This is a genomic window from Sphingobium sp. Leaf26 (genome assembly GCF_001421665.1).
In the GTDB taxonomy this organism is placed as follows: domain Bacteria; phylum Pseudomonadota; class Alphaproteobacteria; order Sphingomonadales; family Sphingomonadaceae; genus Sphingobium.
The window spans coordinates 275270-299811 of record NZ_LMKV01000001.1 but is presented as its reverse complement, the minus strand read 5'-3'; the positions used below and the strand labels follow the sequence as shown (position 1 = coordinate 299811).

Sequence of the window (24542 nt, the reverse complement as noted above, 5' to 3'; positions counted from 1 at the left end):
CGAAGCGTTCTTACTTGCAGCGGCAGTTCCGCACCGCGCGGCGGCGCGTCGCCTTGCGATAGGGCACGGTTTCCGTGACATAGGTGGTCGTCGTCGTGGTGGTGACGGCGGGCTGCACGGTTACGGTGGTCACGATCGGCGCGGGATAATAATAGCCATTGGCGATATAGCCGCCGCCCTGGCTGACCGACACCGGGCCGGGGCCGGCCGACCAGTGCGATGCGCCGGCATAGGGCGGCGCGTCATAATCGACGCCAGCGCCGCGCACATCGCCCTCGAAACGGCCGTCATAGGTGCCGCTCACCTGCCGGCCGTCGTCGGTCGTCCAGGTGCCGGTCCAGCGACCCTCATATTCGTTCGATATGGTCACGCCATCATCGGCGGCGTCATAGCCATAATCATAGCCGGCGCCCGGACGACGCGGCGGCGGCGGAGCGTCGCGGCGCGGGCCATCCTCGGCCCTGTCGATCGCCATGCCGGCGACCGCGCCCACACCGGCGCCGATCAGCGTGCCGGCGGTGCGATTGCCGCGCCCGGCGATCCGGTTGCCGGCGACACCGCCGACGACTGCCCCGATCGCGGCGCCACCCACGCCATTGTCGCGGCGCGGCTCACCATAATAGCCGTCATCGCCATCGGGGCCATAGCCGCCTTCATAACGACCCCAGTCCACATCGCTGCGCGAAGCATAGACCCGGCCATAGCGGTCGGTCATGACCGCATCGTCATAATAGCGCGACCAGCCATAGCCATGGGCCGGCGCGGGCAGGCCATAGGCGCCATAATTGGCGACATAATAATTGGGGCTGATCCAATAGCGCGGCAGGACATAGCCATAGACCGGGCGCTGATAGCCGTTCCAGCCACCCGGCGCGCGCCAGCCGGCATGCCAGCGGCCATTATAGCGCGATCCCCAGCGATGCCCGCCATTCCCCTGACCGTTCCAGCCGCCAGGCCGGGGCATGTGCGTGCCGGGGCGAGGGCCAGGATGGGGCATGGCGCCACCGGGGCGCGGCCCGCTCCAGCCCTTGCCCATCACGGGCAGGGCTGCCCCTGCACCACTGGCAGCGGCGGCCGGCACGGCGACGCAGGCCATCGCGGCGCTTGCCCCCAGAAGGAAAAGGGTTGGCGTTCGCATGGTTAACACTCCCTGTTGTGCATGGCGTGCGAACCGGATGCGCATGCCGAAATCCTAACGCATCATTTAGCATGCTGATCCGCCGCTATCCATGTTTCCTGCCCGCAAATCCTGTCCCGAAACGGGGCGGAAAGCGGAAGCTGGCAGGGGCCGCGGCGGAAAAGACGGTTAACGGTTCAGCCGATCCGCGCGGCAATGCGCGCGGCCAGCGCCTCCAGACCGCGCGCATCGTCCGAGTCGAACCGGGCAGGGCTGGGGCTGTCGAGGTCGATCACGCCGACCAGCCGGCCTTCGTGCAGCACCGGCACGACGATCTCCGACGCACTCGCAGCATCGCAGGCGATATGGCCGGGGAAGGCATGCACATCCGCCACCAACTGGGTTTCGCGGGTCGCCGCCGCCGTGCCGCACACGCCGCGCCCGACCGGAATGCGGATGCAGGCGGGCTTGCCCTGAAACGGTCCCAGGACCAGTTCATCGTCAACCATGCGATAGAAGCCGGCCCAGTTGAGGTCGGGCAGGAACTGCCAGAGCAGGGCAGCTACATTCGCCATATTGGCGACCGGATCAGGCTCCGACGCGGTCAGCGCATCGGCGGCCGAGAGCAGGTCGGCATAGAGGGTGGGCTTGTCGGCGGCAGCGGATGAAAAATCGTACATGCCCGCGCATATAGGGGCGCTCTACGACTACGGCCAGTGCGGATCAGGCAAGTCTCGGATCGCCGGCACTGCGCCGCACATGCCGGACCTGCACGTACAGGCCGGCAAGAAGGGCAATGGGTGCCAGCGGGTTATAGACCATGACCAGCAAAGGCGCGGCGAAGGCGCACCAGATGGCGATCCGTTCCCACGGCTTCAGGGTCGACCAATGGCCGTAAAGCAGGATTGCAAAACCCAGGCTGGCGACAGTCAGGTCGTAATTGAAGATATAGGGCATGATGATCGCCGTCGCCGACGCGCTGATGAAGGCGAGTTGTCGGGGGGCGGCGTTGCGCACCCGCCAGGTCAGGGCCAGCGCGGCGATCGCGAAGCCACACTGCACCACTATCGCGACGAGGGGCAGGCCGCGAAGGGCGACATAGGCCGACGGCATCATGAAGAAATAGAATTTGTCCCCGGCAGCGTTCATGATGCGCGCCTGCAAGGCCGACGTGTCGAACAGCCACTGCCGCCAGAGATCGAAGCCGAAAGCGAGTCCACTGAGCAGGACCATGGCGGCCGCGACAAGCACGGCGATCAGGATGGCGGACGCCATGCGGCGATGCAGCATGGTGGCGGCAATCAGCAGGCCCAGATGGGGTTTGATGGTCATCAGGCCGGCAAAAAGGCCTGCCTTGCGCGGATTATGCGGGATGTGCCTGAAGAAGAGCAGCCACAATCCACCGACGACGAAGCCATAATGCCCCCACCACAAATTGATGATGGCCGCTGGCGTGGCGATGGCGGCCGCCAATGGCAACTGGACCGGCACGTACGGGCGGGCCGCCCACAGGAAGAAGGCGGACCCGGCCAGCGTCCAGAGGATCAGCGCTGGCACATAGGGTATCGCGCCGAACGGAATGGCCAGGAACAGGCTTTGGGGCGGATAGGAATAATTGTAGGAATCGAGGGAGCCGAACTGCGATGCCTGCCACTGCATATAGGCGATATGGTCATAGAGACGGTCAAGCTGGCCGGTGAGCGCCAACCGTCCACCGCTCCAGACGTTGAGAAAGTCCCGGCCTATGACGAGGCGCGATTGCGTGAGGCGAATACCATCCAGTTGCATCAGATCGGACAGGATGATGACGATGCCCAGGGCAATGGCACCCAGCCATAGCAGCAGGCCCAGCGGCGCGGGGATGGATGGACCAGATGAAGAAGCGGGCATGTCGACCTCGGATCATGCCCGGAGCGGGCCTTGCGACAGATGGCAGCGAGATATGGTTAATTGGTAAAGGCCCTCGTTAGACTCTGTTTAACGTGAAGCCGCTAGCAGGGGGGGCGACATGTCCATTCTGACCGGCTCCTCTCCCTGGCAAGCCTTCACCCGCTTCGCGATCAGTGGCGGGCTGGCAGCTTGCGTGGCGATCATGGTCTACACGCTGTGCGCGGTTTTCATCGGCTGGTCGCCGCTGATCGCCAATCTCCTCTCCTATCTGGCGCAACTGGGGATCAGCTACCATCTGCATCGCCGCTTCAGCTTCGGAATTGCGCAGGGCGGGGTGGGGAGCATGGCCCGCTACACCCTGCTGTCGGTGTGGGCGTTCGCCTGCAACAGCCTGTGGGTATGGGTCTGCACCCATATGCTGGACCTGCCGGCCTGGACCCCGCTGGCACCGATGATTTTCGTCACGCCGCTGATGACGTTCCTGCTTGCCCGATACTGGGTCTTCGCCGTCGGCGACGGGCGAAATTGAGACTATCTTAACCATATGTGGCTAGCTCCCGGCCTGGGTGTCTCAATGGGGGAAACATGACCGACGGGAACAGCAAGAGACGGCATACGCCCTTTCTTCTCTATGGCGTGCTGATGTTCACGCTGGGAATTGCCATTTATCTTCTTGGCGTTCTCCTGGTCGTGCCGCGCTATCTGCTGGGCCTTCATGCACTGCTCGACCCGGTCGCCGTCTGGCTGGTCTGGTATAGCGGCGTGCCGATCATGCTGGGGATCGGTCTGGCCCTGTTCGACCTGCTGATCCTGTTCGGAGGCAAGAAGCCGGACACGCCCGTCCGTTTCGAGCCGGTCCAGCGCCGGCGCGTCACGGTGGCGCTGACCGCCTATAATGACGAGAGCAGCATCGGAGCGGCGGTCGAGGATTTCCTGTCGCATCCGCTGGTGGAGCGGGTGATCGTCGTCAGCAACAATAGCAGCGACCGGACGCTGGACCGGGCGATCGAGGCTGGCGCCATCGGCTATGACGAACTCAGGCCCGGCTATGGACGCTGCGTCTATCGCTGCTTGCAGGAAGGCGTCGAATATCTCGACACGGAATTCGTGGTGCTGTGCGAGGGCGACAGCACCTTCCGCGCCTATGACATCGAAAAGCTGCTGGCTTATGCCCCCCATGCCGACATCGTGAACGGCACCCGCACCGTCGAGCCGCTGCGCCAATATATCACGCAACTCAGCACCTTCATGTTCTACGGCAATATCTTCGTCGGCAAGCTGCTGGAGGCGAAGCATCTGGGACGCGGGACCATCACCGACGTCGGTACGACCTACAAGCTTTGCCGGCGCGATGCGCTGGTGAAGTTGCTTCCCCGGCTCAATCCGGCGGTCAATCTGGAATTCAACGCCCATTTCCTCGATACCGCACTGGGCGAGGGTTATGTGCTCCTAGAATGCCCCATCACCTTCCACCCCCGCGTGGGGCAAAGCAAGGGCGGGAATGTCAACAACTGGCGCAGCTTCGCCGTCGGCATGCGCATGATACTGGGCATGCTGAACGACTGGAAGAAGCCGGCATGAGCGGAGACTATCACGGGTCGCGACTGAACGAGGATAGCCGGCGCGGTGGCGTATGGCGGGCCTTGTGGACCTATTATTTCAGCCGTCATGTCGGCCCGGACGACTGCGTGCTGGATATGGGGGCAGGCTATGGCGATTTCATCAATACCGTGATCGCCCGCCGCCGCATCGCACTGGATATCTGGCCTGCCATGCCCGGCCATGTGGCGCCGGACGTCGAAACCATCGTCGGGCCGGTGCAGGATCTGTCCGCCATTGCGGATGGCAGCGTCGATTATGCCTTCGCGTCCAACCTGTTCGAACATCTGACGCGCGAAGCGCTTGTCGAGGTGCTGGATGCCTTGCGCGGCAAATTGTCGCAGCGGGGGTGTCTCACCATATTGCAGCCCAATTATCGCTACGCCTATCGCGAATATTTCGACGATTACACGCATCTGACCGCCTATTCGCACATCAGCCTGCCGGACATGCTGTCGGCGCATGGATGGGAGATCGTGACGGTGCATCCGCGCTTCCTCCCGCTCAGCATCAAGTCGCGGTTGCCATCCTGGCCGATCCTGATCGGCGCCTATCTGAAGTCGCCCTTTCGGCCGCTTGGCAAGCAGATGCTGGTCGTGGCGCGGCCGAGGATGGAGCGGGCGTGACCGCCCGGGCCGATGTCGCACCGGCTGGCCCCGTTGCCCGCGCCATGCCGCGGCGCTGGCTGGTGGCGGCGGGCCTGTCTCTCATTTTTCTGCTATTGCTATGGCATCTCGCGTCGCTGCTGTCCTACATCCGGTTCACGCTGGGTTACCCGTTCCAGCTGGATTATGGCGAAGGGATCGTCTGGCAGCAGGCGCGCAATATCTGGGCGGGTGAGGGCTATGCGCCGCTCCGGCTGTTCCCGGCCGTAGTCTATCATTATCCGCCGCTCTATCATCTGACGTTCGAGGCGCTGGCAGCCTGGACCGGTCTTGACGAAATGGTGGCGGGACGCCTCGTCTCGATCCTGTCGTCGGGCTTTACCGCCGTCATCGTCGCTTTGTTGACGAGGGCCGCTATCGGGTCTGCGACGGATGCGCGGACACGCAACCTGTGCGGGGTCTTCGCTGCCTTGCTGTTCCTGGCCTGTTTCCCGGTGCGGATGTGGACGCCTTTGTTGCGGGTCGACATGCTCGCCGGCCTGCTGGGCGTCGCGGGGCTGTGGTTCGCGCACAAGGCGCTGGCGCGACCGGGCCATATCTATCTCGCCAGTGCGATGTTCGTGCTTGGCATGTTCGTGAAGCAGATTTCGGTCGCGCCGCCTGCTGCGGTCTTCCTGATCCTGCTGGTCACGAATCGCCCGCTGGCCGTGCGTGGACTGGCAGCCGCGATGGCCATGGGGCTGGCGGGGCTGGCGATCGAGCAGTGGTTGAACGGCAGCGAATTTCTACGTCATATCGTCGGTTACAATGTCAACCGGATCGACCCCCGGTTGCTGCGGGACATATTGCTGCCGCAACTGTCGATGCACGCGGCGGTGATCGTGCTTGGACTGGTCGGAGCGGTCGCAGGATGGCGGCATGTCCGCGAAGTCGTGGGCGGCTGGACCGGCATGACGGCGGCCGGTCGCAAGATTGCCGATGATCCCAAAGCCGTACTGACCCTGATGCTGATGTTGTTCGTCGCCTTCAAGACGGTCATGCTGCTGGCGATGCTCAAGTCGGGCGCCAATTATAATTACATGGTGGAATGGTTTTCCGGCATCGCGATATTCGCCGGTGTCGCCATCGCGCCTTATGTCGGTTTCAGCCTGGGCAAGGCCGCGCCAGATTGGCACATCGCACTGGTAGCGCTCCTCTTCGTCGCTTTACCGGTTCAGCTTGTGGCGCTGTTCGGCCTATATGCCGGTCAGCCCGAAACGCGCATGATCGAGAGACTGAGCCGGGAGAAGCAGCCCATCGTCGATCTGATCGCGGCGACTGATCGGCCGGTCATTTCCGACGATATGACCTTCCCGATCCGCGCCGGGCGCAAGGTCGAATGGGAAGCGGCGATCACGGCGGAACTGGGCGCCAGCGGCGTGTACGACCAGAAAGGCTTTGCGGAATTGGTCCGTGCCCATTGCTTCGGCTTCTTCGTGATCGACGGCATATTGGGGACGCCACCGTCCTCCAGCCTTTACGATCCGGGCGTGATCGCAGCCATTCGCGAGGCTTATCCCCATGTGCAGCATATCAGCAAATACAGGCTGTATTTCCCAGATGCGCCGGCCGATCCCGGCCGCTGCGCATCGGTCCGCTAATCCATCCGTACCTTGCCGCGTCCCTGCTTCACTGAACTGCGGGCCTTTTTTTCATCGACCCGGCGGGCCTTGGCGGCCTTGCCGGGCTTGGTCGCGATGCGGCGGGCGTCGCGGACATGCGCTTTGGCGATCATCTCGGCCAGCCGTTCGCGGGCATCCTGCCGGTTTGCTTCCTGCGTGCGAAAGCGGGATGCCTGAATGACGATCTTGTTGGCGGCGGTAAGCCGCGACCCGGCCAGTTCCTTCAGCTTGCGATAGGCGTAGGGCGGCAAGCCCAACCTGAACAGGTCCACGCGCAACTGCACCGTCGTCGCCACCTTGTTGACATTCTGCCCGCCCGGACCGCCGCCGGTGATGAAGCGCTCCTCCAGCGCTTCATCGGGAATATCAAATCCCGGCATCGTCCAGCAACTCCGGGCCGAAGCCGGCGGCTGCGAATGTATCAGGCAAGGGGGCCGTTGCGGCTGCGGCAGGCTTGTCACCGCGCGCGATGCTCAGGAACCGGCTGTGCAGCAGCATCTTGCCCTCGCCATTGCCATAGACCGGATCGCCCACGATGCCGAAGCCTAGCCCATGCAGGGTATGAACGCGGATCTGGTGGGTGCGGCCGGTTTGCGGCGTGAAGGCGATCAGCGCGCGGCCATCCTTTTCCGCGATCTTGCGCCAATGGGTGACGGCGTTCTTGCCCGCCTTGGCCGGGATCATGCGCCAGCCTTGCGCTTCGCTGCTGATCTTCTTGAGCGCCAGTTCGATCGTGCCGCTATCCTCCGCCGGTACGCCATCGACCACGGCGACATAGCGTTTCTCGACCGTGCCGGCCTCGAACGCGGCGGCGAAGCGCTTGTGCGCCTTGGGATTGCGGGCGAGCAGCAGGCAACCGCTGGTGTCGCGATCCAGCCGATGGACCGGCAGCGGCCAGCGCTGGAAGCCGAAGGTCAGTGAGGCAAGGTGATTTTCCAGCGCCAGCGATCCGTCACGCGGGGCATCGACCGGCAGGCCGGCCGGCTTGTCGAGGATCAACGCCTCGCCGTCGATGAACAGGACTTTGTCGTCAAACAGGGACAAGAGAGGGTTCCGATCGGAGTAAAAAAGAGCGGGTCAATTGACGCGCGCGTGGCTTCCTATAGGCGGTGGGGGCGATGGAAAACAGGGGGCATGATCGGGCGACGGCGCAATTTCGGCTCGACTGGGTCGATGTGGCGCGCGGGCTCGGCATCATTGCGGTAGTGATCGGCCATGTATGGACGCGCGGGCCGCTGCGGGACGCCATGTACAGTTTCCATATGCCGCTCTTCTTTTTGTTGTCCGGCATGTTGTCGCGGCCCCACCCGTTCGGTTCCTTCACCCGGCGGCAGTTTGTCAGTCAGATGCGCCCTTATGCTGCATTTCTGACGCTGCTGATCCTGATCGACCAGATTGTCGAGCCGTTGAAGGGCGGGCGACCCATTTTTCATCAATGGCCCGCGGATCTGGCGCCGATCCTGCTGGGCGGCTTCTGGCTGCGCGGGCCTTATACCATTTTCTGGTTCGTCCCCTGTCTCATGATCGCGCGGATCATCTTCAACGCCCTGCTGCTGCACTGGCCTGACATATTCGACCGACGCTGGGCGTTCGTTCTGCTGCCGAGCTGCATCCTTGCCTATGCGCTGGGCTACTGGACGGAGGCGTCGCCGCTGGGGCTGTTGACCGTGCCGATGGCCGTCTGCCTGCTCTGGGCCGGGGCGGTCTGGCCCCGGATTCGCTGGCATAATGGCATGATCGGGCCGCTTGGCCTGGTGGCGCTGGTCGGACTGGTGGGGATCGCGCCGACGCTCAACATGAAGGCCGCCGATTATGGCTGGCCCTTGCTGTCGATTGCGTCTGCGATGGCGACCTGCCTGCTGCTGTTCCGCCTGTCGGCCCGGATCGCGCCCTTTGCCGGGCCGGTAGCGGCGCTGGGGCGGGCGTCGCTGGTCATCATGTACCTGCATGTCGCGGTGATCCATTATGGATCGCCCTATCTGCCCAGGCCCTGGCTGCTCCTGCTGGCGCTGGCGCTACCCTTCGGCCTGCATGCCCTCATCCGCCGGTCGCCGGCCGCGACCCGGATGTTCCTCTAACTGTCCTTGATGAGGGACATGCGATCGTCCACGCTGGCGCGGGCGACGATGCTGTAGGCAGCCTGGGCGATGATCTGCGCCTGCGTCAGCGCGGCGCCATCCTTCTCGCGCTGGGCCGAGGCTATCGGATCGGCGACGGCGGACGCCTGCGGTGAGGCATAATAGCTGGATTCGGCGAGGCGTTCGCTCAGCGTCGTGCGGACGGTGGTTTCCGAAGCCGTGCTGGCGGTCACCTGACGCGGGCCAGTCGACGCTGTATATGTCAGCGGCTCGCCCGCTATGGGATTCGATATGACCACGGGGCTGGTCGTGGAGGCGGTGGGTTCGGTCGCGCCGGGTGCGGGAACCGCGGCAGGCGTAGAGGCAGGCGTGTTATTCTGTGATGCCGCAGCCGCCGCTACGGCTTCGACGGTGGTTTCCGTCGCCTTCTTGATCTGACCCCAGGCATTGCCCAGGCCGTTACCGATCGCACCGATCATTAAATCATCTCCCGTCCCCGCCGTTCTCATCCGTCATGGGGACTTCCATGCCGTCAACGAACAGGGTTGGCGGCCCGTTAAGCCTCAATGCACATGCCGCAGCTTGTCCGGGTTACGCATGATGTAGATGGCGCGGACCTTCCCGTCCTCGATATCCAGCGCCGTGGTCTGCACCTCGCCGTCCGCCTCGCGGGTCACGAAGCCTGGCAGGCCGTTGATCAGGCAGGCGCGTAGCAACGTCGATCCATGTTTCAGGAAATTGACCGCCAGCGCCTTGTGCAACTGCATGACCTGCCCGAAGCCCAGCGCCGGGCGGACGGTAGCCGGGCGCTTGCCGCCGCCGTCGCTGTGCAGGCTGACATCGGCGGCCAGCAACGCGCCGAGCGCGTTCATGTCACCGCTGCGCGATGCGGCGAAGAAGGCGGTCGCGATATCCATGCCACGCTGTTTCTCGATCTGGAAACGTGGTCGGGCATCGCGGACATGGGTGCGGGCGCGGGCGGCCAGTTGGCGGCAGGCGGCAGGGTCGCGCTGGATCGTGGCGGCGACTTCCTCGAACCCCAGCCCGAAGACGTCATGCAGCAGGAAGGCGGCCCGCTCCAGTGGCGACAGCCGTTCCAGCGCCAGCATCAGCGGCAGGGTGACATCCTCTTCCTCGTCTGCCTCATCGACCAGCGGTTCGGGCAGCCAGGGTCCGACATAGGTTTCGCGGCGCACCCGCGCCGATTTCAACTGGTCGAGGCAGAGGCGCGTCACCGTGCGGCGGAGAAAGGCCTCCGGCTCGCGAATGTCGCTGCGGTCGACTCCCATCCAGCGAATGAAGGCATCCTGCACCACATCCTCCGCATCGGCGACCGATCCGAGCATGCGATAGGCCACGCGGATCAGGCGGGGACGCAGCGGGTCGAAACTGGCGGCTGCGTCCATCTGCGTCCCCGTATCCATCAGGCGGCGGCCTTCACCGGCATGTCGTACCAGAGGTCGAAGCCGATCGCGATCCGGTTCCAACCGTTGATGATGTTGATCATCAGGGTCAGGTTGACCTGCTCTTCCTCGGTAAATTCCCAGTTGAGCGCTTCCTTCGCGGCCTGATGCGTGTGCCCTTGCGACACTGTGGTCAACGCCTCGGCCCAGGCCAGCGCGGCGCGTTCGCGATCGGTATAGCAGGGGGCTTCGCGCCAGGCGGTGAGCAGGTAGAGGCGCTGCTCGCTCTCGCCCTTGGCGCGGGCTTCATAGCTGTGCATGTTGATGCAGTTGGCGCAACCGTTGATCTGCGACGCGCGCAGCTTCACCAGTTCGATCAGGCTGGATTCCAGACTGTCGCCGACGGTGGTGGACAGCGCGGTCCAACTCTTCATCAGGTGCGGCGCGGCGGCATAGGGGTTGATCTTGTCGGTCATGATGCAGTCCTTTCGCTTGGGTCTGCTGTGATGACGAGATGGTCGTGGCAGATGTGACATGGCGACAAATTTTTTCATCGCCAGCCTCTGGACAGGGGGGCCTGGCAACCGCTAGCGCGCGCCCCCTATGTCAGTCATCGCCACCATCATGAACACGGCCACGGGCCAACCCATCCAGAAAATGAAGTTCGAGCGCATGCCCAAGCCATGGGTGTCGCTGAACCTTGAAAATGGCGAACTGGTCACGGCCGACCGCGTTGTCGTCGGCAAGCCCGCGCCGGGCAAATTCATCACGCCGGTCGAAGTCTGGGTCACGCCCAAGACGCCGGGATAAGCACGCCGTCTGGCGCAACAGGAAAGGGGCTGGCGCATAGTCCCGATGCGCCAGCCCCTTACGACTGTTTGAAAGCCCTGATGCGACCCAAGGCTCTTTTTCTGCCGCGCCGGTTAGACGGCGCGATTGGCGATCAACCGTGCAGCTTGATCGCGGTTTCGGCGATACGGCGGCCCTGATAGCGAGCGCCGTCCAGTTCCTCTTCGCTTGGGCTGCGGCTGCCGTCGCTGTCGGCCAGCGTGGTTGCGCCATAGGGCGATCCGCCACGCACCTTGTCCACGCCCATCTGGCCCTGGAACCCATAGTCGAGGCCGACGATGGTCATGCCGAAATGCAGCAGGTTGGTGATGATCGAGAAGAGCGTGACTTCCTGGCCGCCATGCTGTGAGGCCGTGGATGTGAAGGCGCCGCCGACCTTGCCATTCAGCGCGCCGCGCGCCCACAGGCCGCCGGCCTGGTCGAGGAAGGCCGCCATCTGGCTGGACATGCGGCCAAAGCGGGTGCCGGTGCCGACGATGATCGCGTCATAGTCGGCCAGTTCCGCGACGGTCGCGACAGGCGCATCCTGATCCAGCTTGAAATGCGCGTTCTGCGCGACTTCCAGCGGGGCGGTTTCGGGCACGCGCCTGATATCGACGGTCGCGCCAGCCGATGCCGCGCCTTCGGCGACCGCCTTGGCCATGGTTTCGATATGACCGTAGGAAGAATAATAAAGAACCAGAACCTTAGCCATGATGCGTCTCCTGAACTGAAAGAGGAATGAAGGATTGGCCGCCCGCGCCAGGGGAGGGGGTGTTGCGCGGGCGGCCCGGCCCGTCCTGGGGGAGAGGAAATGGACGGGCCAAAGGGGTCAGATGCTGTCGACCAGGACGATTTCGGCGTCCTCGACAGCCTTGATGGAGATCGGCGCGCCGCTGATGATCGCCGCGCCGTCGCGGGCTTCGAAGGGCTGGCCGTCAATCTCGATCCGGCCCGTCGCCGCGACCAGATAGAGGTGGCGACCCTCTTGGGTGGCATAGGTCACGCTCTCACCCGCTGGAATCGTTCCGCCCAGCAGGCGGGCGTCGGCGCGGATGCGCAGCGCTTCCTTGTCATCGTCATAACCGCTGGCCAGAACCCGAAGCGTGCCGGAGCGATCGTCCTTAGGGAAAGGCTTCGCCCCCCAGCATGGCTGACCGCCGCGGGTGCGAGGCATGACCCAGATCTGGAACAGCGTGGTGGTTTCATCCTCCAGATTATATTCGGCGTGGCGGATGCCGGTGCCGGCCGACATCACCTGAACGTCACCCGCTTCCGTGCGGCCCTTGTTGCCCAGACTGTCCTGATGCGTGATCGCGCCGGTGCGGACATAGGTGATGATTTCCATGGCGGCATGGGGATGCGGCGGAAAGCCCGATCGCGGGCCGATTTCGTCGTCATTCCACACCCGGATCGCGCCCCAGTGCATACGACCTTCTTCATGATAGTCGGCGAAGGAAAAATGGTGGCGCGCATTCAGCCAGCCATGGTCGGCATGGCCCAGCGACGCGAACGGGCGGCGCTCTATGCGGCTCGCGGTGGTCGTGGTCATAACAAATGCCTTTCGGTGCGGAGGCGGATGCTTCCGCTTGCTTTCCGCCAATCTAGCCATCAGGATCGTTTCATAAACCGGCAGCTTTGAAACGGATTGTTTCCTGATGCGACTACCTGATTTTGAAGCCTGGGCGATGTTCGCCGCCGTAGTGGAACATCGCAGTTTCACTGACGCGGCCAAGGCGCTGAGTGTCTCGAAGGCGACCGTGTCCAAGGCGGTGACGCGGCTGGAGGAGCATCTGGACACCAGCCTGTTCAACCGCACCAGCCGCCGCCTGGCGCTGACCGAAAGCGGCAAGCGGCTGGCCGATCACGCCCATCGCATTCTGGCCGAGGGCCAGGCGGCGGAAGAGGCTGCGCGGGACGAGACGGCCGACCTGTCCGGCGTGGTGCGGCTGGGCGCGCCGATGACCTTTGGCCTGTTGCGGATTGCGCCGCTGGTGGCGCAGTTCACCAAGGAACATCCGCTGGTGGATGTCGACCTGCATCTGTCCGATGCGAAGATCGACATCGTCGAGATGGGGCTGGATGCGACCATCCGCATTGCCGACATGCCCGACAGTTCGCTCCGCGCGCGACGGCTGGCGGATGTGACCATGCACGTCATCGCATCGCCCGCCTATCTGGACGAGCGCGGCCGGCCGCAGCACCCCTCCGACCTCGGCACCCATGACTGCCTCTGCTATTCCAATGTGACCGCGCCCGATGTGTGGCGCTTTGCCGGTCCCGGACAGCAGAATGTGGTGGTGCAGGTGCGCAGCCGCATCACGGTGAACAGCGGCGAGGCGATGCTGCCGGCGCTGAATATGGGCGTCGGCGTGGCCCGCTTGCCCGACTTCATCATCGGCGACGCGCTGGCAAAGGGCGAAGTGGAGGAAATCCTCACCGACTGGCGGCCCGCGCCCTTCGGCCTGCATCTGGTGACGCCGCCGTCGCGCCTGCGCCCGGCCCGTGTCGATGCGTTGCTGGACTTCCTGACGAAGCATCATGGCTGTTAACCCGGATCAGGCCTGCGGTAAGATTTTTTTCAGCATAGTTGCCCGGACGATAAGGCATGAGGGACGCCGATTGGCCTCGTTTCGCAGGTGAACCCATCTTGACTCCGGATGGACCGTTGCGACCTCAACCCTTTGTAAACAGATTCGAATTGGCGCGACTCGTGGATTCCTGCCGGTTAGCGAAAAATTAACCTTTGTCCTTCAGAAGTTTTTTGGTTAATGAATTGGAGCAGAAGCCGTTCTGGTGGGGTGAACGGGACTGTTACTGACCGGAAGGTGCAAAAGGGGCTTCACATGCGCGTGCTGCTGATCGAGGACGAACCGACCACTGCCAAGGCGATCGAGCTGATGCTCACGACCGAGGGTTTCAATGTCTACACGACTGACCTGGGCGAGGAAGGCCTGGATCTGGGCAAGCTGTATGATTACGACATCATCTGCCTGGACCTGAACCTGCCGGACATGCACGGCTATGACGTGCTCAAGAAGCTGCGCGCGGCCAAGGTGCAGACGCCGGTTCTGATCCTGTCGGGCATTTCGGAAATGGACAGCAAGGTTCGCTCGTTCGGCTTCGGCGCCGACGATTATGTGACCAAACCCTTCCATCGTGAAGAGCTGATCGCCCGCATCCATGCGGTGGTGCGCCGGTCGAAGGGGCATAGCCAGTCGGTTATCCGCACCGGTAAACTGTCGGTCAACCTCGACGCCAAGACGGTGGAAGTGGACGGCAATCGCGTCCATCTGACCGGCAAGGAATATGCGATGCTGGAGTTGCTCTCGCTGCGCAAGGGCACGACCCTGACCAAGGAAATGTTCCTGAACCATCTTTATGGCGGGATGGACGAGCCGGAACTCAAGATCATCGACGTGTTCATCTGCAAGCTGCGCAAGAAGCTGGCGCTGGCATGCAGCGGCGACAATTATATCGAAACGGTCTGGGGCCGCGGCTACGTGCTGCGCGATCCTGACGAAATCCTGGAGGAACAGGCCAAGGTCGCCTGATCCGACACGTAATGCCCAGGGGGGTGGAAAGGCCGGTGTCCGCAAGGATGCCGGCCTTTTCCGTTGGCGCGGCTGCCGCTAAGGCAAGGTCATGGACGATCTTTTTGCCGACCGCTCGATCAGGGAACAGACGCTGGGCCGGGGCGATATTGCGCCGCTGGCAAAAGGACTGCCGCATCATCTGGTCGATTGCGACCTGGACGAGGCTGACCTGTCAGGGCTGGACCTGTCGCGCTGGATATTCGAGCGGTGCCAGTTGCGCCGCACCGATCTGACGGGGGCGAAGCTGGACGGGACGCGGTGGCTGTCCTGTCGCGGAGCGTTTGTCAGCTTTACCGGCGCCGATCTGCGCGAAGCGGAATTTACCGCCTGCGATTTCAACAACGGCGCGTTCAGGCGGGCCAAGCTGTTCGGCGGGAAATTCGATCGCTGCAAGCTGACCGGCGCTGACCTGACGGAGGCGAGCGCGCTGGATATGGAGTTCAGGGAGACGTTGCTGGTCAACGCGCGGCTCCCCGGCTTTTCCTTCCGTAAACAGGTGGTGGCGGCGGTCGATTTCAGTCAGGCGGATCTCGCCAAATGCGATTTTCGCGGTACCTTGTTCGATGGATGCAGCCTGCGCGATGCGGCGCTGGACGGATGCCGGTTCGATGGGGCGGACCTGCGCGGGGCCGACATCGGCGGGTTGCGGCTGGTCAATGCCGGGCTGTTCCGGGGTGCGACCATATCGCGCGAGCAGGCCGGGCAATTGCTCGGCGAATTGGGCCTGAACGTGCGCTGATGGGCGCTGAAACGGTGAACGGGCCAGCGGCCTGAAAGGCTGCCGGCCCGTTCGTCAGGCGGAGGGGCTTTGGCCAGGCGGTTTGGAACTTGTCCGCTTGTCCTCATGCCCCGGCGGGGTCAATCAGTCCGCCTGATCTGGAATATTGTTGCCGGTGCCGCCGGTCGACGCGCCTTGACCGCTCACCTGTCCCGACAGCGATCCGCTGGCGTCGATCGAGCCGGTGTTATTCACCGCGCCGGTCGCCTGACCCGCTGCATTGCCAGCGGCCGAACCAGCGCGATCCTTCACGCCAGAGACGCGATCGCGGGTGTCGCCGACCGTAGTACCGGCCCGGTCGCGCGCGGCGCTGGCTGTGTCTGTCGCCCGATCACGGACTGTGCCGGCGGTATCGGTGGCACGATCCCGGACCGAGCCGACGGCGTTGCGGGCGTCATTGGTGCCAAGCGTATCGACCGCCAGGCTGCCATCAGCCGAACCGCTGGCCGAACCCGAAGCGCCCGCGTTGCCGCTCTTGCCCTTGCGAGTGGCGGAACCGCTGAAGGTGCCATCGGCCCGGCTGCGGCTCGATCCGCTGGCGCCGACGCGGCCATTGTCGAGGTCGACGCTGCGGCCGAGGCTACCAGCGCCGTCCAGCGTGCCGCCAAGGCCGCCGCTGCCACCCAGCGCGCCGCCGAGCGAACCGCCCAGGCCGCCACCACCGCCGCCGCCCAGAAGCTGCGCCGAAGCGGGCGCCGTCGACAGGGCGGCGAGGCAGGCAGCGGCGATCAGGAACTTGGCTTTCATCTCTCGTCTCCTTCATCAATATCGTTGTGATGAAAGGAGAACGGGAGGGGTGCCTGCTTTAATCCCGAATCCGATAAAATAATATCAAGCTATTGATAGTCAGTCATTATTTCTGCAATTTCCGCAGATGAGCGGCGTCTGCCCCCTGTGTGTCCGACCAGCTTCGGTGCGCAGGGCGGCCAGCGTGCCGCGCGTGAACAGCCGGCCGGCAACCAGTGGCGCGGCGAAGCTGGTGCCGCGCACCGCCGCCTTGCCACCCTGCATATCGGCCGCCTGCATGTCCGCGCCGGGCGCGGCGAAATCGACATGAAGTGCGCGCCCGGCTTCGGGCAATATCCGCCCGCGCCCGTCTGTGCCGGTGACGGCGATCACGCCGGGATAGGATGCGGGGTAGGCGGGCGGCGCGGCCGGGCCGTCGTTGCCGACCGCCGCCACCACCGTCACGCCCTTGTCCCGCGCGAGCCGGATCGCGCCATCAAGCAGGGGATTGGCCGGACCCACCAGACTGACCGTAACCACCCGCACGCCACGCGCCGCCATCCATCCCAGCGCACGGACGATGGCGAAGGCGCCACCGCCGGCCGGATCGTCGCCATAGACATCGGCGACCAGCAAGGGCGCACCGGGCGCTGCACCACGCACCAGACCGTCACCGCTGATAAGTGAAGCGACGGCCGTGCCATGGGTGCTGGGGCGGGGCGCGCCCTGCGCGAAACCACGTTGTTCGATGGCAGGCCCAAGCGAGGGGTGGCGGCCGACGCCGCCGTCGATCAGGCCGGCGACACGCCCATCCAGCTTGCCGCCACCGGCCAGTGTCGTGTTAGCGAGCGCCAGCGCCGGACCACTTGGGAAATAGAGATTGTCCGCGCTCGCCTGCGCGCGGGGCGCGATCTTGCGCACATCGCGCAGCGCACGGGCCAGGCTTTTGTCCTTGGGAGGTGTCAGGCGGGCGATGGGCAGGTCGATGCCTTCCACCGTTATGCTGTCCACATCATAGCCCGCTGCCCGCAGCGCCGCGACGGCCCCATCATCGGCACCGGTCAACAGGATCACGCCGCGCCGCGCCGGTTCACGCCTGTCGTCCAGCTCGATCCGGTCACCATGCTGGCGCAACAGGTCGCTGAGTCGTGCGGCGCGGACCGCCGCCAGTCGATCGGCCAGCCGGGCGGGGCTGAGCCGATCCAGCCCGGTTGCGTCGACCGCCGAGTCAACTTGGCTCCCGACCTGATCCCCGACCTGATCCAGCGTGTCGGGCACGACCTGGCCGACCGCGCCCAGCCCACCGCCACCGCCCGGTAGCAACTGGGCCTGCGCATCCGGCGCCAGCAGGAACAGGCCCGCCATCATCCATGGGCGCGTCAGCTTCATGTCCGTCTCCCCGATCCTTTCTCGTGCAAAATCATCCATTGTGAAAAAATGTCCATTCGTCATGTGTCTCGGGGATGAAACGGATGGGCTGGCGCGTTTCATCCTTCGAACATGTGACGGAGTGCCAATGTCATTCGAACGCGACCTGCTGGCGATCCTGCCCCGGCTGCGGCGGTTTGCCGCCAGCCTGTCGCGGGATCGCGCCGATAGCGACGATCTGTGCCAGGCGGCACTGGAGCGCGGCCTGAAGGCGCGCGATCAGTGGCAGCCGGGCACCCGTCTGGATAGCTGGATGTACCGGATCATGCGCAACCTGTGGATCGACGAAGCCCGCGCCCGGCAACGCGCCGCGAAGACCTTCGCCCCGGAGGAGGCGGGCCTGACCGTCGGCCATGCCGGCGACCGGGATGTGGAGGCGCATATGATGCTGTCCGACGTCGACCGGGCGATGCAGGCCCTGCCCGACGAGCAGCGGGAGGCGATCGCTCTCGTGCTGGTGGAGGGGCTGTCCTACAAGGAGGCGGCAGCGGTGCTGGGCATACCGATGGGAACTTTGACGTCACGACTGGTCCGCGGACGCGGCGCGTTACTGGAATATATGGGAGAGGCGGCATGACGGACATCGACGAAGCCATGCTGATCGCGCTGGTCGACGGCGAACTGGACGAGGTGAACCGGCGCCGGGTGGAGCGCGCCGTGGCGGGCGATTCCGCGCTGGCCGAGCGGCTGGCGCAGCATCGCCGATTACGCGAACGGCTGGCCGGCCATTACGCCCCGATGGCGCAGGAGCCCGTGCCCGACAGGCTGCGTAGTCTGCTGGACGCAAGCGAGACGGTGGTGCCGCTGGAGCGACCCGTCCGCCGCTGGGGCAGTTGGGTGACGGGCGGTGCGATCGCCGCCAGTCTGGTGCTGGGCCTTGGCGTAGGTCGCCTTTCCAGGGAAGATGTCGGGCCGATCGGGATGCAGAATGGCGTCATGGTGGCAAAGGGGCCATTGGCCACGGCGCTCGACAGCCAGTTGGCGTCAGCACAGGATGACGCGGCGATCCGCATCGGCCTCACCTTCCAGCGCAAGGGCGGTGGCTGGTGCCGCAGCTTCGACGGCGCAATGGCGGGTGTGGCCTGCCACGAGGGCGAAGGCTGGCAGGTGCAGCAGGTGCTGCCGGGGGCGGGGCGGGAAACGGCCTATCGTCAGGCATCCTCTGCCGACGTGCGCGTCATGGCGACGGTCGATGCGTTGATGGCGGGCGCGCCGGTGGATGCCGCTGGAGAAAAAGCGGCGGTGGCGAAAGGGTGGCGATAGAAGGGTGAATCTCCGCCCGAACGGAATTGTCTTGCAGCGATCAGTTCTTTGGCGCCGCCCTTGCCTTCGCCGGCCGGCGGGCGATCGCCCGATTGAGGCGGAACAGGACCAGCCCGGCCCCCAGCGTCAGATGCGCGCACCAGGCAATCGCACCATAGCCTGCGCCCAAACCGATCATGTCGACCGCCAATGCCGCCAGCAACAGGGAGAAGCCTGTATGGCGCAGCCTATGGCTGGTCCCGGTATCCAGCTTGCGCCCGACGAAATCGGGCTGGTGCCGGACCATGGCGGCGCAGAGGCAAGCAAAGCCGGCGATGCAGAGCGCGATGGCGATGATGTGGGTCATGCGGTGGCCAGTTCTTCCTTGATCGCGCGGGCGCGGCGCGGGGACTTTACTGTGGTGGCGCGGGCCGCCTTGCGTGCGGAAAAACCGAAGCCGGCCGCGAGCACGAGCATGGCGATGTCGAACGCAACGAACAGCCAGTCGCCGGACAGCAGGCCGCTGATGCCGTTGCGCGGGACCGTCAGCGCATTGATGACCGGAACAGCGGCAAACAGGCCGCCCGCCAGCGCCAGGCTTTCCACCCAGGCGCGCTTTTCGGGGCGGGCGATGGCCCATATCAGCGTCGCGCCCCAGGCGATGAACAGGCTGTGGATTTCCCAGTCCGCACGCGCCTCCATGCCCAGCGGCAGCAGGCGGTTGGCCAGGAAATAGGTGGCGATGCCCGCGGGCAGGCCGGCGATGGCCGCGATATTCATGCGGCTGACCACACGGAAACCGAAATGCGGGCGTGCGGGATCGGCCAGCTTGACCCGTCGCTTGACGGTCCACAGGACAAGCCCGCTGCCGACCATGATCGTGCCGCCGACGCCGGACAGGAAATAGAGCCAGCGCAGGCCCCACCCGGCAAAGCGGCCGGCATGCAGGCCGATCATCACGCTCTGCGTCGCCATCGCGCCGCCCTGCACCGGACTTTTCTCCAGCAGGTCGCCGGACGTACCGGAAAAGACCATGCTCTCGCCGCGCGATCCGATCGCGCCGCTGGACGCACGGGTCAGGGTGATGATGCTGTTGCCGTCACCTGGCATGGCGACACGCACAGACCCGATCTCCGCCCCGTTCCAGCGCCGGCGGGCGATCTCCATCAGTGGCGTCACGGCGACCAGCGGGGCGCCGATGCCGGAACGCTCCACTTCCGCACGGCCGGGGAACACCTCCTCGAAAAAGGCGTCAGGCTTGCTGTAATTGGCGGCGATGCCCCAGGGCATGTACATGGTCGCCAGCGTCACCAGCCCGGTATAGGTGATCATCAGATAGAAAGGCAGGGCAAAGACGGCGGTGACATTATGCGCGTCGAGCCAACTGCGCTGGCCCTTGCCAAAGCGCAGCATGAAGAAGTCGGCAAAAATCTTCTTATGCGTGACGATGCCGCTGAAAATGGCGATCAGCATGAACATCGCCGCGACGCCGACCAGATAGCGCGCCCAGTAGACCGGCATATAGTGCAGGTCGAAATGAAACCGGTAGAGGAAGAAGCCGCCCTGCGTTTCGCGTGCGGTCACCGGCTGACCCTGACCGTCCAGCGTGGCGCTGGTGTCGCCGCGTCGACCGCGCCGTTTGCGCGGCTCCTCACCGGCCACCTTTCGCGGCTGCCAGAAGGTGCTGACCGTGGGGCTGCGCGCCGAGGGCGGCGAGATGAACCAGCTTTCCGCATCGGGCTGCGTGCGGTTCAGATAGGTGATCGCCGCCTGCGTTGCCGCATCGCGATCCGGCGCGGCGGTGACTTCCGGCTTCATCCAGCGGCTGATTTCCTCCTGGAAATAGGCGGCGGTACCGGTGACGAAGATGGCGAAGAGCAGCCAGCCCAGCAGCAGTCCCGTCCAGGTGTGGAGCCAGGCCATGCACTGGCGAAAACCATCCTTCATGCGCGGCCTCCCAACTGGAGCGACAGGGCGAGCAGGCCGCCCAGCAAGGCGGTGCTGCCGATCATCCAGACCCAGACCCTGGCGGTCGATCGGGCGTGGCAAATGGCCATGGCGATCAGTGCGAAGATGAGGAAGGCGGTGAGGGTTGCCGCAACGCTGGCCTCTGCGCGGGATAACGGAAGATGGCGGGCGAGCAGGGCGGTGACGATCGATGTCAGGACATAATTGAGTGGAACCGCCGCAAGAACGCGGCTGGCGACGGCCAGCCTGTAGCGTGGTGCGGGGGAAGCCCTGGAAGCCATGAAGATCGGTCCACTCTGCGATATTAATGATAATAACTCGCAAGAGCGGGTAGGCGAGGAGCGCGCGGATGTCCATCCGAAAATTGGAAATTGCGGAAAGAGCGTTGCGCCGCTGCTGCGGCGGCGGCGTCAAGCTCCCGTCCGTGGAAGGGGCGGCGGTTCAAATCCCGCCGCCCCCGATCGCATCAGGCATGGGCCACGGCATGGCCCGCGCAGCAGGCGGCGCGGCTGCTTTCGACATAGTCGGGGTCGTGCCACCAATAATGCTGGTGCGCGTCCGCCAGCATCGGTCGCATCGGCGTGAGCGCGGCTTGCGGCTTGGCGCCGGCGAAGGGAGCCATCAACTGATCGGGCGTATGGACGACGCCGTTCGCGATCACTTTTCGCACATTGGCCACGGCGTCGATGTCCTTCAGCGGATCGCCTTCGACCAGGATCAGGTCGGCCAGCATGCCCCGCTCGATCCGTCCCACCGGCTCGCCCAGAAACTCGCCCGACCAGCGCGTCGTCATCATCAGTGCATCATACGGACGGATACCGAATTTCACCATGCCGCGCAGGTTGAGGTGCAGGCTGATTGCGGTCAGGTCGATCGGCGCATCGGTGCCGGAAATCGGATGCCAGCCCGCCTCCAGCATCAGCTTGATCTGCGCTACCTGCCGCTCCAGCGAGGCGAGCATCGGCGCGCCACCTTCGCCGGTCATGGCTTTCACCCGGCCGTTCAGCTTGGCAAATTCCCAGGCGGGATAGAGTGTGGTGATGCGCGGATCGCGGGTGAATCCGTCGTCCAGCCCCAGCAGCGAAGTCGCGGCGAACAGCGTCGGCGTGCGCCCGGCCTTCGCCGCCGCGAACAGGTCGTTCACATCATGATAGCCGCCGCCCAGCGCGGTGATGGTGCGGGAATAGCCGTAGCGGTTGGTCGCGCCGGTATGCTCCATGCAGTCCATGCCGCTATGCAGCGCGGGATAATGATAATGGGACGACAGGTGCATGCCCATGCGGTGGGAGGCATCGACCACCTCCTTCTGCGTATCATGGCGCAACCGGACATAGGTTTTCACCATGTCGTAATCCAGCGCCCTGGCTCGCTCCAGTTCCAGCGCCATCTGCCCCGGCTCGCTGACGGGGCGCATGAAATTGTAGAAGATGCGCCCGCCGTCGATCGCTTCACCCGTGGCATAGTGGCGCGCGGCGATGCGCTTGCCGCTCTGGATCGCCTCCCGGTCCTCGACCATATGATAGGCGGGGCAACCCGGCGACCGGGTAGCCGTGATGCCCATGGCCAGCCACAGCCGCCCCATGCGATCGCCATAGCCATAGCCCGCCATCTGCCGGTGCGTGTGCATGTCGATCAGGCCCGGCATCAGCGTCAGGTCCGGCGCGTCGATGATCTTTGCGTTGGCGTCCGAAGCACCCGCGCCGCGCGGCGTGACCGCGCTGATCTGGTTGCCGTCCAGCACGACGTCGACATGTGTCTTATAGTCTGCCGAAAGTGCATCCCAGACCTTGCCAGCCCGTAAGATGGTGCGGCCCGCCGGTTTGGAGTTTGCCCATGTCAGCCGGCAGGGAATCGTCTGCGCCGTACCGCCGCTGGCCGGGACGAGGCGCAGTTTGCCATTGCTGAGATAGAGAAGTGTGTTGCTGTCGCCGCTCCAGCTTGGCGCGTCGGTGACGTCGGCGGTGATCTGTTTCGGCGCGGCGGTAAAGCTGCCATCGGGCGCGACCGGCGCGACCCACAATGTGCTGGCGAAGACGAAGGCGATTTTCGTACCATCGGGCGACCAGACCGGTCCGTCATGCCCGCGCGTCCCCAGCGACTTGCCCTCAAATACAGGGCGATAGGTGCCTTTGCCGGTGGCGAGATCGACCGTCAATATCTGGCTGGCGCCTTCGCGGTAGCGGCCGGTGACCGGCTTGAACGCCGCGTAGGCGATGCTCTTGCCATCGGGAGCGAAGCTGGGCCGACCCGGTTCCCAGATGGCGTCGAACCGCTTGGTGACGACGCCGCTGGCGACTTCCACGGTATGCAGCGCACCGTCCTGATCGAGGAAGGCGATCTGCTGGCCATCCTGCGACCAGCTACCCCAGGCGATCGCCTTGTCGGGAATGTTGGTAAGCTGCCGTTCCCTGGCCGTAGAGACCTCATGCAGCCACAGGTCGAGCGTGCCGCCCCGGTCGGACGAGTAGGCGATGGTCTTGCCATCGGGCGACCAGGCGGGATCGCATTTATGGAAGGGGTCGGTGATGATCGCCCTGGGCACGCCGCCGATCGGCATCAGATAGATGTCGTTGAGCGCCGCAAAGACGATGCTTCTGCCATCGGGGGACAGCATCGGCGCGGCGATGCCGACCACGGGCTTTGGCGTGGTGGAGGTGAAGTCGCGGGTCTTCTTGCGGTAATCGGGCGTGGTGACGGGTACCTGGGTGGAAAAGGGGACGATAGACGTCTTGCCACCCTTCAGCCTGCGCAGCTTGCCGCCCGACCCATAGAGGATGGCGCCATCTGTCGTGAAGGCGGGCCGGAAGGGATAGAGATCCTCGCCCGCCACGATATCCCTGTCGCCCAGCACCAGCGTCAGCGATCCGGGCTGAACGCGGGTATAGGCGATGCTGCCGTCCGGTGCGAAAGCAGGCGCCATGATCGCCGACGGGTTGAAGCGGTCGGGCGATGGCGGAACCGATGCGACATCGCTGACCGCGCCGCTGGCGATGTCCGCTACCACCAGTTTCGTGCTACCCGCGACATAGGCGATGCGCTTGCCGTCTGGCGACCAGGCGGGTTCGCTGTCATTCGTGTCTCCCTTGGAGAAGGGCGTGACCTTGCCGCTCGCCACATCGAGCAGATAGATGGCGTAGCGCCCCTCCGCCCGATCGCTGGCGAAGGCGATCGTCCTGCCGTCCGGCGACCAGCGTGGCTCGCGATCGTCGAACAGCCCGTCGCTATGCTGGCGCATGTCCCCGCCATCCGCCGCCACCGACCAGATGTGGAAATGGCCGCTGCGATAGGATTGGAAGGCGATGCGCTTGCCATCGGGCGACCAGTCCGGCTGGGCAAGATCGTCAAAATCGCCGGTCAGCCGCTTCAGGGGCCCGCCGCCGACCGGCATCGTCCACAATATGCCGAGCAGGTCGAAGGCGATGCGGCTGCCGTCCGGGGACAGGGCAAGGGCGACATTGGTGCAGTCCTCGACCGTCACCAATGTCTCCTTGCCGCTGGCGGGCGCCCCGGGGGATTGCGCCGCCGATCCCGTCGCCACCGATGCTGCGCTGCCCGCCGCCAGCAAGCCGATCCCGCCCGCCGCGATGGCCTCGCGACGGCTGACGCCCTTGATCTTCGTCATT

The 24542-nt window shown here is 64.8% G+C and carries 27 protein-coding genes; 11 read left to right on the top strand and 16 right to left on the bottom strand.

The features are described 5' to 3' along the window. Positions 1–10: 10 nt before the first annotated feature. The 3 genes from ASE85_RS01450 to ASE85_RS01440 all read right to left on the bottom strand — a co-directional run bounded on the left by ASE85_RS01450 (position 11) and on the right by ASE85_RS01440 (position 3007). Complete coding sequence (locus ASE85_RS01450) at positions 11–1138, bottom strand: RcnB family protein (protein WP_056682358.1); 1128 nt, start codon at positions 1136–1138, stop codon at positions 11–13. Positions 1139–1314: 176 nt separating this feature from the next. Beyond that, positions 1315–1797: a GAF domain-containing protein gene (locus ASE85_RS01445; protein WP_056682354.1), complete on the bottom strand. Its 483-nt coding sequence runs from the start codon at positions 1795–1797 to the stop codon at positions 1315–1317. A 43-nt stretch (positions 1798–1840) separates the two neighbouring features. Beyond that, positions 1841–3007, bottom strand: coding sequence for a glycosyltransferase family 87 protein (locus ASE85_RS01440; protein ID WP_056682352.1), 1167 nt, complete (start codon positions 3005–3007; stop codon positions 1841–1843). A 118-nt stretch (positions 3008–3125) separates the two neighbouring features. On the opposite strand from ASE85_RS01440, the gene ASE85_RS01435 reads away from it, so the two are divergent. The 4 genes from ASE85_RS01435 to ASE85_RS01420 are packed head-to-tail and all read left to right on the top strand — an operon-like array spanning position 3126 to position 6851. Continuing rightward, positions 3126–3536 (top strand): GtrA family protein, encoded by a 411-nt coding sequence (locus ASE85_RS01435; protein ID WP_056682350.1) that lies wholly within the window; start codon positions 3126–3128, stop codon positions 3534–3536. A 56-nt stretch (positions 3537–3592) separates the two neighbouring features. Beyond that, the gene (locus ASE85_RS01430) at positions 3593–4588 is read left to right on the top strand and encodes a glycosyltransferase (protein WP_056682347.1); all 996 of its coding nucleotides are present in this window, start codon (positions 3593–3595) and stop codon (positions 4586–4588) included. Beyond that, complete coding sequence (locus ASE85_RS01425) at positions 4585–5232, top strand: class I SAM-dependent methyltransferase (protein WP_056682345.1); 648 nt, start codon at positions 4585–4587, stop codon at positions 5230–5232. The genes ASE85_RS01430 and ASE85_RS01425 overlap by 4 nt, the downstream gene beginning before the upstream one ends. Beyond that, the gene (locus ASE85_RS01420; RefSeq protein WP_056682343.1) at positions 5229–6851 is read left to right on the top strand and encodes an ArnT family glycosyltransferase; all 1623 of its coding nucleotides are present in this window, start codon (positions 5229–5231) and stop codon (positions 6849–6851) included. The genes ASE85_RS01425 and ASE85_RS01420 overlap by 4 nt, the downstream gene beginning before the upstream one ends. Here the strand turns inward: ASE85_RS01420 and arfB are convergent. Both arfB and ASE85_RS01410 read right to left on the bottom strand, forming a co-directional pair. Beyond that, positions 6848–7252 carry an alternative ribosome rescue aminoacyl-tRNA hydrolase ArfB gene (arfB, locus tag ASE85_RS01415; protein WP_056682340.1) on the bottom strand — a complete coding sequence of 135 codons (405 nt, stop codon included), beginning with the start codon at positions 7250–7252 and terminating at the stop codon, positions 6848–6850. The two genes, ASE85_RS01420 and arfB, sit on opposite strands and share 4 nt — an antisense overlap. Then, on the bottom strand, positions 7239–7916 hold the full coding sequence (locus tag ASE85_RS01410; protein WP_056682335.1) for an RluA family pseudouridine synthase: 678 nt from the start codon (positions 7914–7916) through the stop codon (positions 7239–7241). Before ASE85_RS01410 ends, arfB begins: the two co-directional genes overlap by 14 nt. Positions 7917–7990: 74 nt before the next feature. On the opposite strand from ASE85_RS01410, the gene ASE85_RS01405 reads away from it, so the two are divergent. Then, positions 7991–8950, top strand: a complete 960-nt coding sequence (locus ASE85_RS01405; RefSeq protein WP_056682328.1) for an acyltransferase family protein — start codon at positions 7991–7993, stop codon at positions 8948–8950. Here the strand turns inward: ASE85_RS01405 and ASE85_RS01400 are convergent. The 3 genes from ASE85_RS01400 to ASE85_RS01390 all read right to left on the bottom strand — a co-directional run bounded on the left by ASE85_RS01400 (position 8947) and on the right by ASE85_RS01390 (position 10829). Further along, positions 8947–9429 carry a hypothetical protein gene (locus ASE85_RS01400; RefSeq protein WP_056682323.1) on the bottom strand — a complete coding sequence of 161 codons (483 nt, stop codon included), beginning with the start codon at positions 9427–9429 and terminating at the stop codon, positions 8947–8949. The genes ASE85_RS01405 and ASE85_RS01400 overlap by 4 nt on opposite strands. A gap of 84 nt (positions 9430–9513) precedes the next feature. Further along, positions 9514–10374 carry a sigma-70 family RNA polymerase sigma factor gene (locus ASE85_RS01395; protein WP_056682315.1) on the bottom strand — a complete coding sequence of 287 codons (861 nt, stop codon included), beginning with the start codon at positions 10372–10374 and terminating at the stop codon, positions 9514–9516. Beyond that, positions 10374–10829, bottom strand: a complete 456-nt coding sequence (locus tag ASE85_RS01390; RefSeq protein WP_056682308.1) for a carboxymuconolactone decarboxylase family protein — start codon at positions 10827–10829, stop codon at positions 10374–10376. The genes ASE85_RS01395 and ASE85_RS01390 overlap by 1 nt, the downstream gene beginning before the upstream one ends. Positions 10830–10956: 127 nt before the next feature. Between ASE85_RS01390 and ASE85_RS01385 the strand changes: the two genes are divergently transcribed. Then, a complete protein-coding gene (locus tag ASE85_RS01385) occupies positions 10957–11163 on the top strand; it encodes a hypothetical protein (RefSeq protein WP_200928275.1) in 207 nt (68 codons plus the stop codon). A gap of 133 nt (positions 11164–11296) precedes the next feature. Here ASE85_RS01385 and wrbA read toward each other — a convergent pair whose 3' ends face one another. Then, positions 11297–11896 (bottom strand): NAD(P)H:quinone oxidoreductase, encoded by a 600-nt coding sequence (wrbA, locus tag ASE85_RS01380; protein WP_056682299.1) that lies wholly within the window; start codon positions 11894–11896, stop codon positions 11297–11299. Positions 11897–12013: 117 nt separating this feature from the next. Then, on the bottom strand, positions 12014–12733 hold the full coding sequence (locus tag ASE85_RS01375) for a pirin family protein (RefSeq protein WP_056682296.1): 720 nt from the start codon (positions 12731–12733) through the stop codon (positions 12014–12016). Between the two features lie 106 nt (positions 12734–12839). Here ASE85_RS01375 and ASE85_RS01370 point away from each other — a divergent pair, with 106 nt between their 5' ends. The 3 genes from ASE85_RS01370 (at position 12840) to ASE85_RS01360 (ending at position 15516) form a co-directional block, all read left to right on the top strand. After that, the gene (locus ASE85_RS01370) at positions 12840–13733 is read left to right on the top strand and encodes a LysR family transcriptional regulator (protein ID WP_056682292.1); all 894 of its coding nucleotides are present in this window, start codon (positions 12840–12842) and stop codon (positions 13731–13733) included. Positions 13734–14027: 294 nt separating this feature from the next. Then, positions 14028–14735 carry a response regulator transcription factor CtrA gene (ctrA, locus tag ASE85_RS01365; protein WP_056682290.1) on the top strand — a complete coding sequence of 236 codons (708 nt, stop codon included), beginning with the start codon at positions 14028–14030 and terminating at the stop codon, positions 14733–14735. Positions 14736–14826: 91 nt separating this feature from the next. Beyond that, a complete protein-coding gene (locus ASE85_RS01360; RefSeq protein WP_056682288.1) occupies positions 14827–15516 on the top strand; it encodes a pentapeptide repeat-containing protein in 690 nt (229 codons plus the stop codon). 123 nt (positions 15517–15639) lie between these two features. Here ASE85_RS01360 and ASE85_RS01355 read toward each other — a convergent pair whose 3' ends face one another. Next, positions 15640–16302 (bottom strand): hypothetical protein, encoded by a 663-nt coding sequence (locus ASE85_RS01355; RefSeq protein WP_056682286.1) that lies wholly within the window; start codon positions 16300–16302, stop codon positions 15640–15642. Between the two features lie 99 nt (positions 16303–16401). Next, the gene (locus tag ASE85_RS01350; protein ID WP_056684196.1) at positions 16402–17709 is read right to left on the bottom strand and encodes a S8 family serine peptidase; all 1308 of its coding nucleotides are present in this window, start codon (positions 17707–17709) and stop codon (positions 16402–16404) included. 88 nt (positions 17710–17797) lie between these two features. Between ASE85_RS01350 and ASE85_RS01345 the strand changes: the two genes are divergently transcribed. Beyond that, a complete protein-coding gene (locus ASE85_RS01345; RefSeq protein ID WP_056682280.1) occupies positions 17798–18286 on the top strand; it encodes an RNA polymerase sigma factor in 489 nt (162 codons plus the stop codon). Then, positions 18283–18972 (top strand): anti-sigma factor family protein, encoded by a 690-nt coding sequence (locus tag ASE85_RS01340; protein WP_056682278.1) that lies wholly within the window; start codon positions 18283–18285, stop codon positions 18970–18972. The genes ASE85_RS01345 and ASE85_RS01340 overlap by 4 nt, the downstream gene beginning before the upstream one ends. Before the next feature lie 40 nt (positions 18973–19012). Here ASE85_RS01340 and ASE85_RS01335 read toward each other — a convergent pair whose 3' ends face one another. From ASE85_RS01335 to ASE85_RS01320, 4 genes are all read right to left on the bottom strand, one after another. After that, entirely contained in the window at positions 19013–19318 is a 306-nt protein-coding gene (locus ASE85_RS01335) for a DUF3325 domain-containing protein (protein WP_056682274.1), read from the bottom strand. Then, positions 19315–20898 (bottom strand): PepSY-associated TM helix domain-containing protein, encoded by a 1584-nt coding sequence (locus ASE85_RS01330; RefSeq protein WP_056682272.1) that lies wholly within the window; start codon positions 20896–20898, stop codon positions 19315–19317. The genes ASE85_RS01335 and ASE85_RS01330 overlap by 4 nt, the downstream gene beginning before the upstream one ends. Further along, positions 20895–21200 carry a hypothetical protein gene (locus ASE85_RS01325; protein ID WP_056682269.1) on the bottom strand — a complete coding sequence of 102 codons (306 nt, stop codon included), beginning with the start codon at positions 21198–21200 and terminating at the stop codon, positions 20895–20897. The genes ASE85_RS01330 and ASE85_RS01325 overlap by 4 nt, the downstream gene beginning before the upstream one ends. Before the next feature lie 185 nt (positions 21201–21385). Beyond that, entirely contained in the window at positions 21386–24541 is a 3156-nt protein-coding gene (locus tag ASE85_RS01320; protein WP_056682266.1) for an amidohydrolase family protein, read from the bottom strand. Position 24542 lies beyond the last annotated feature (1 nt).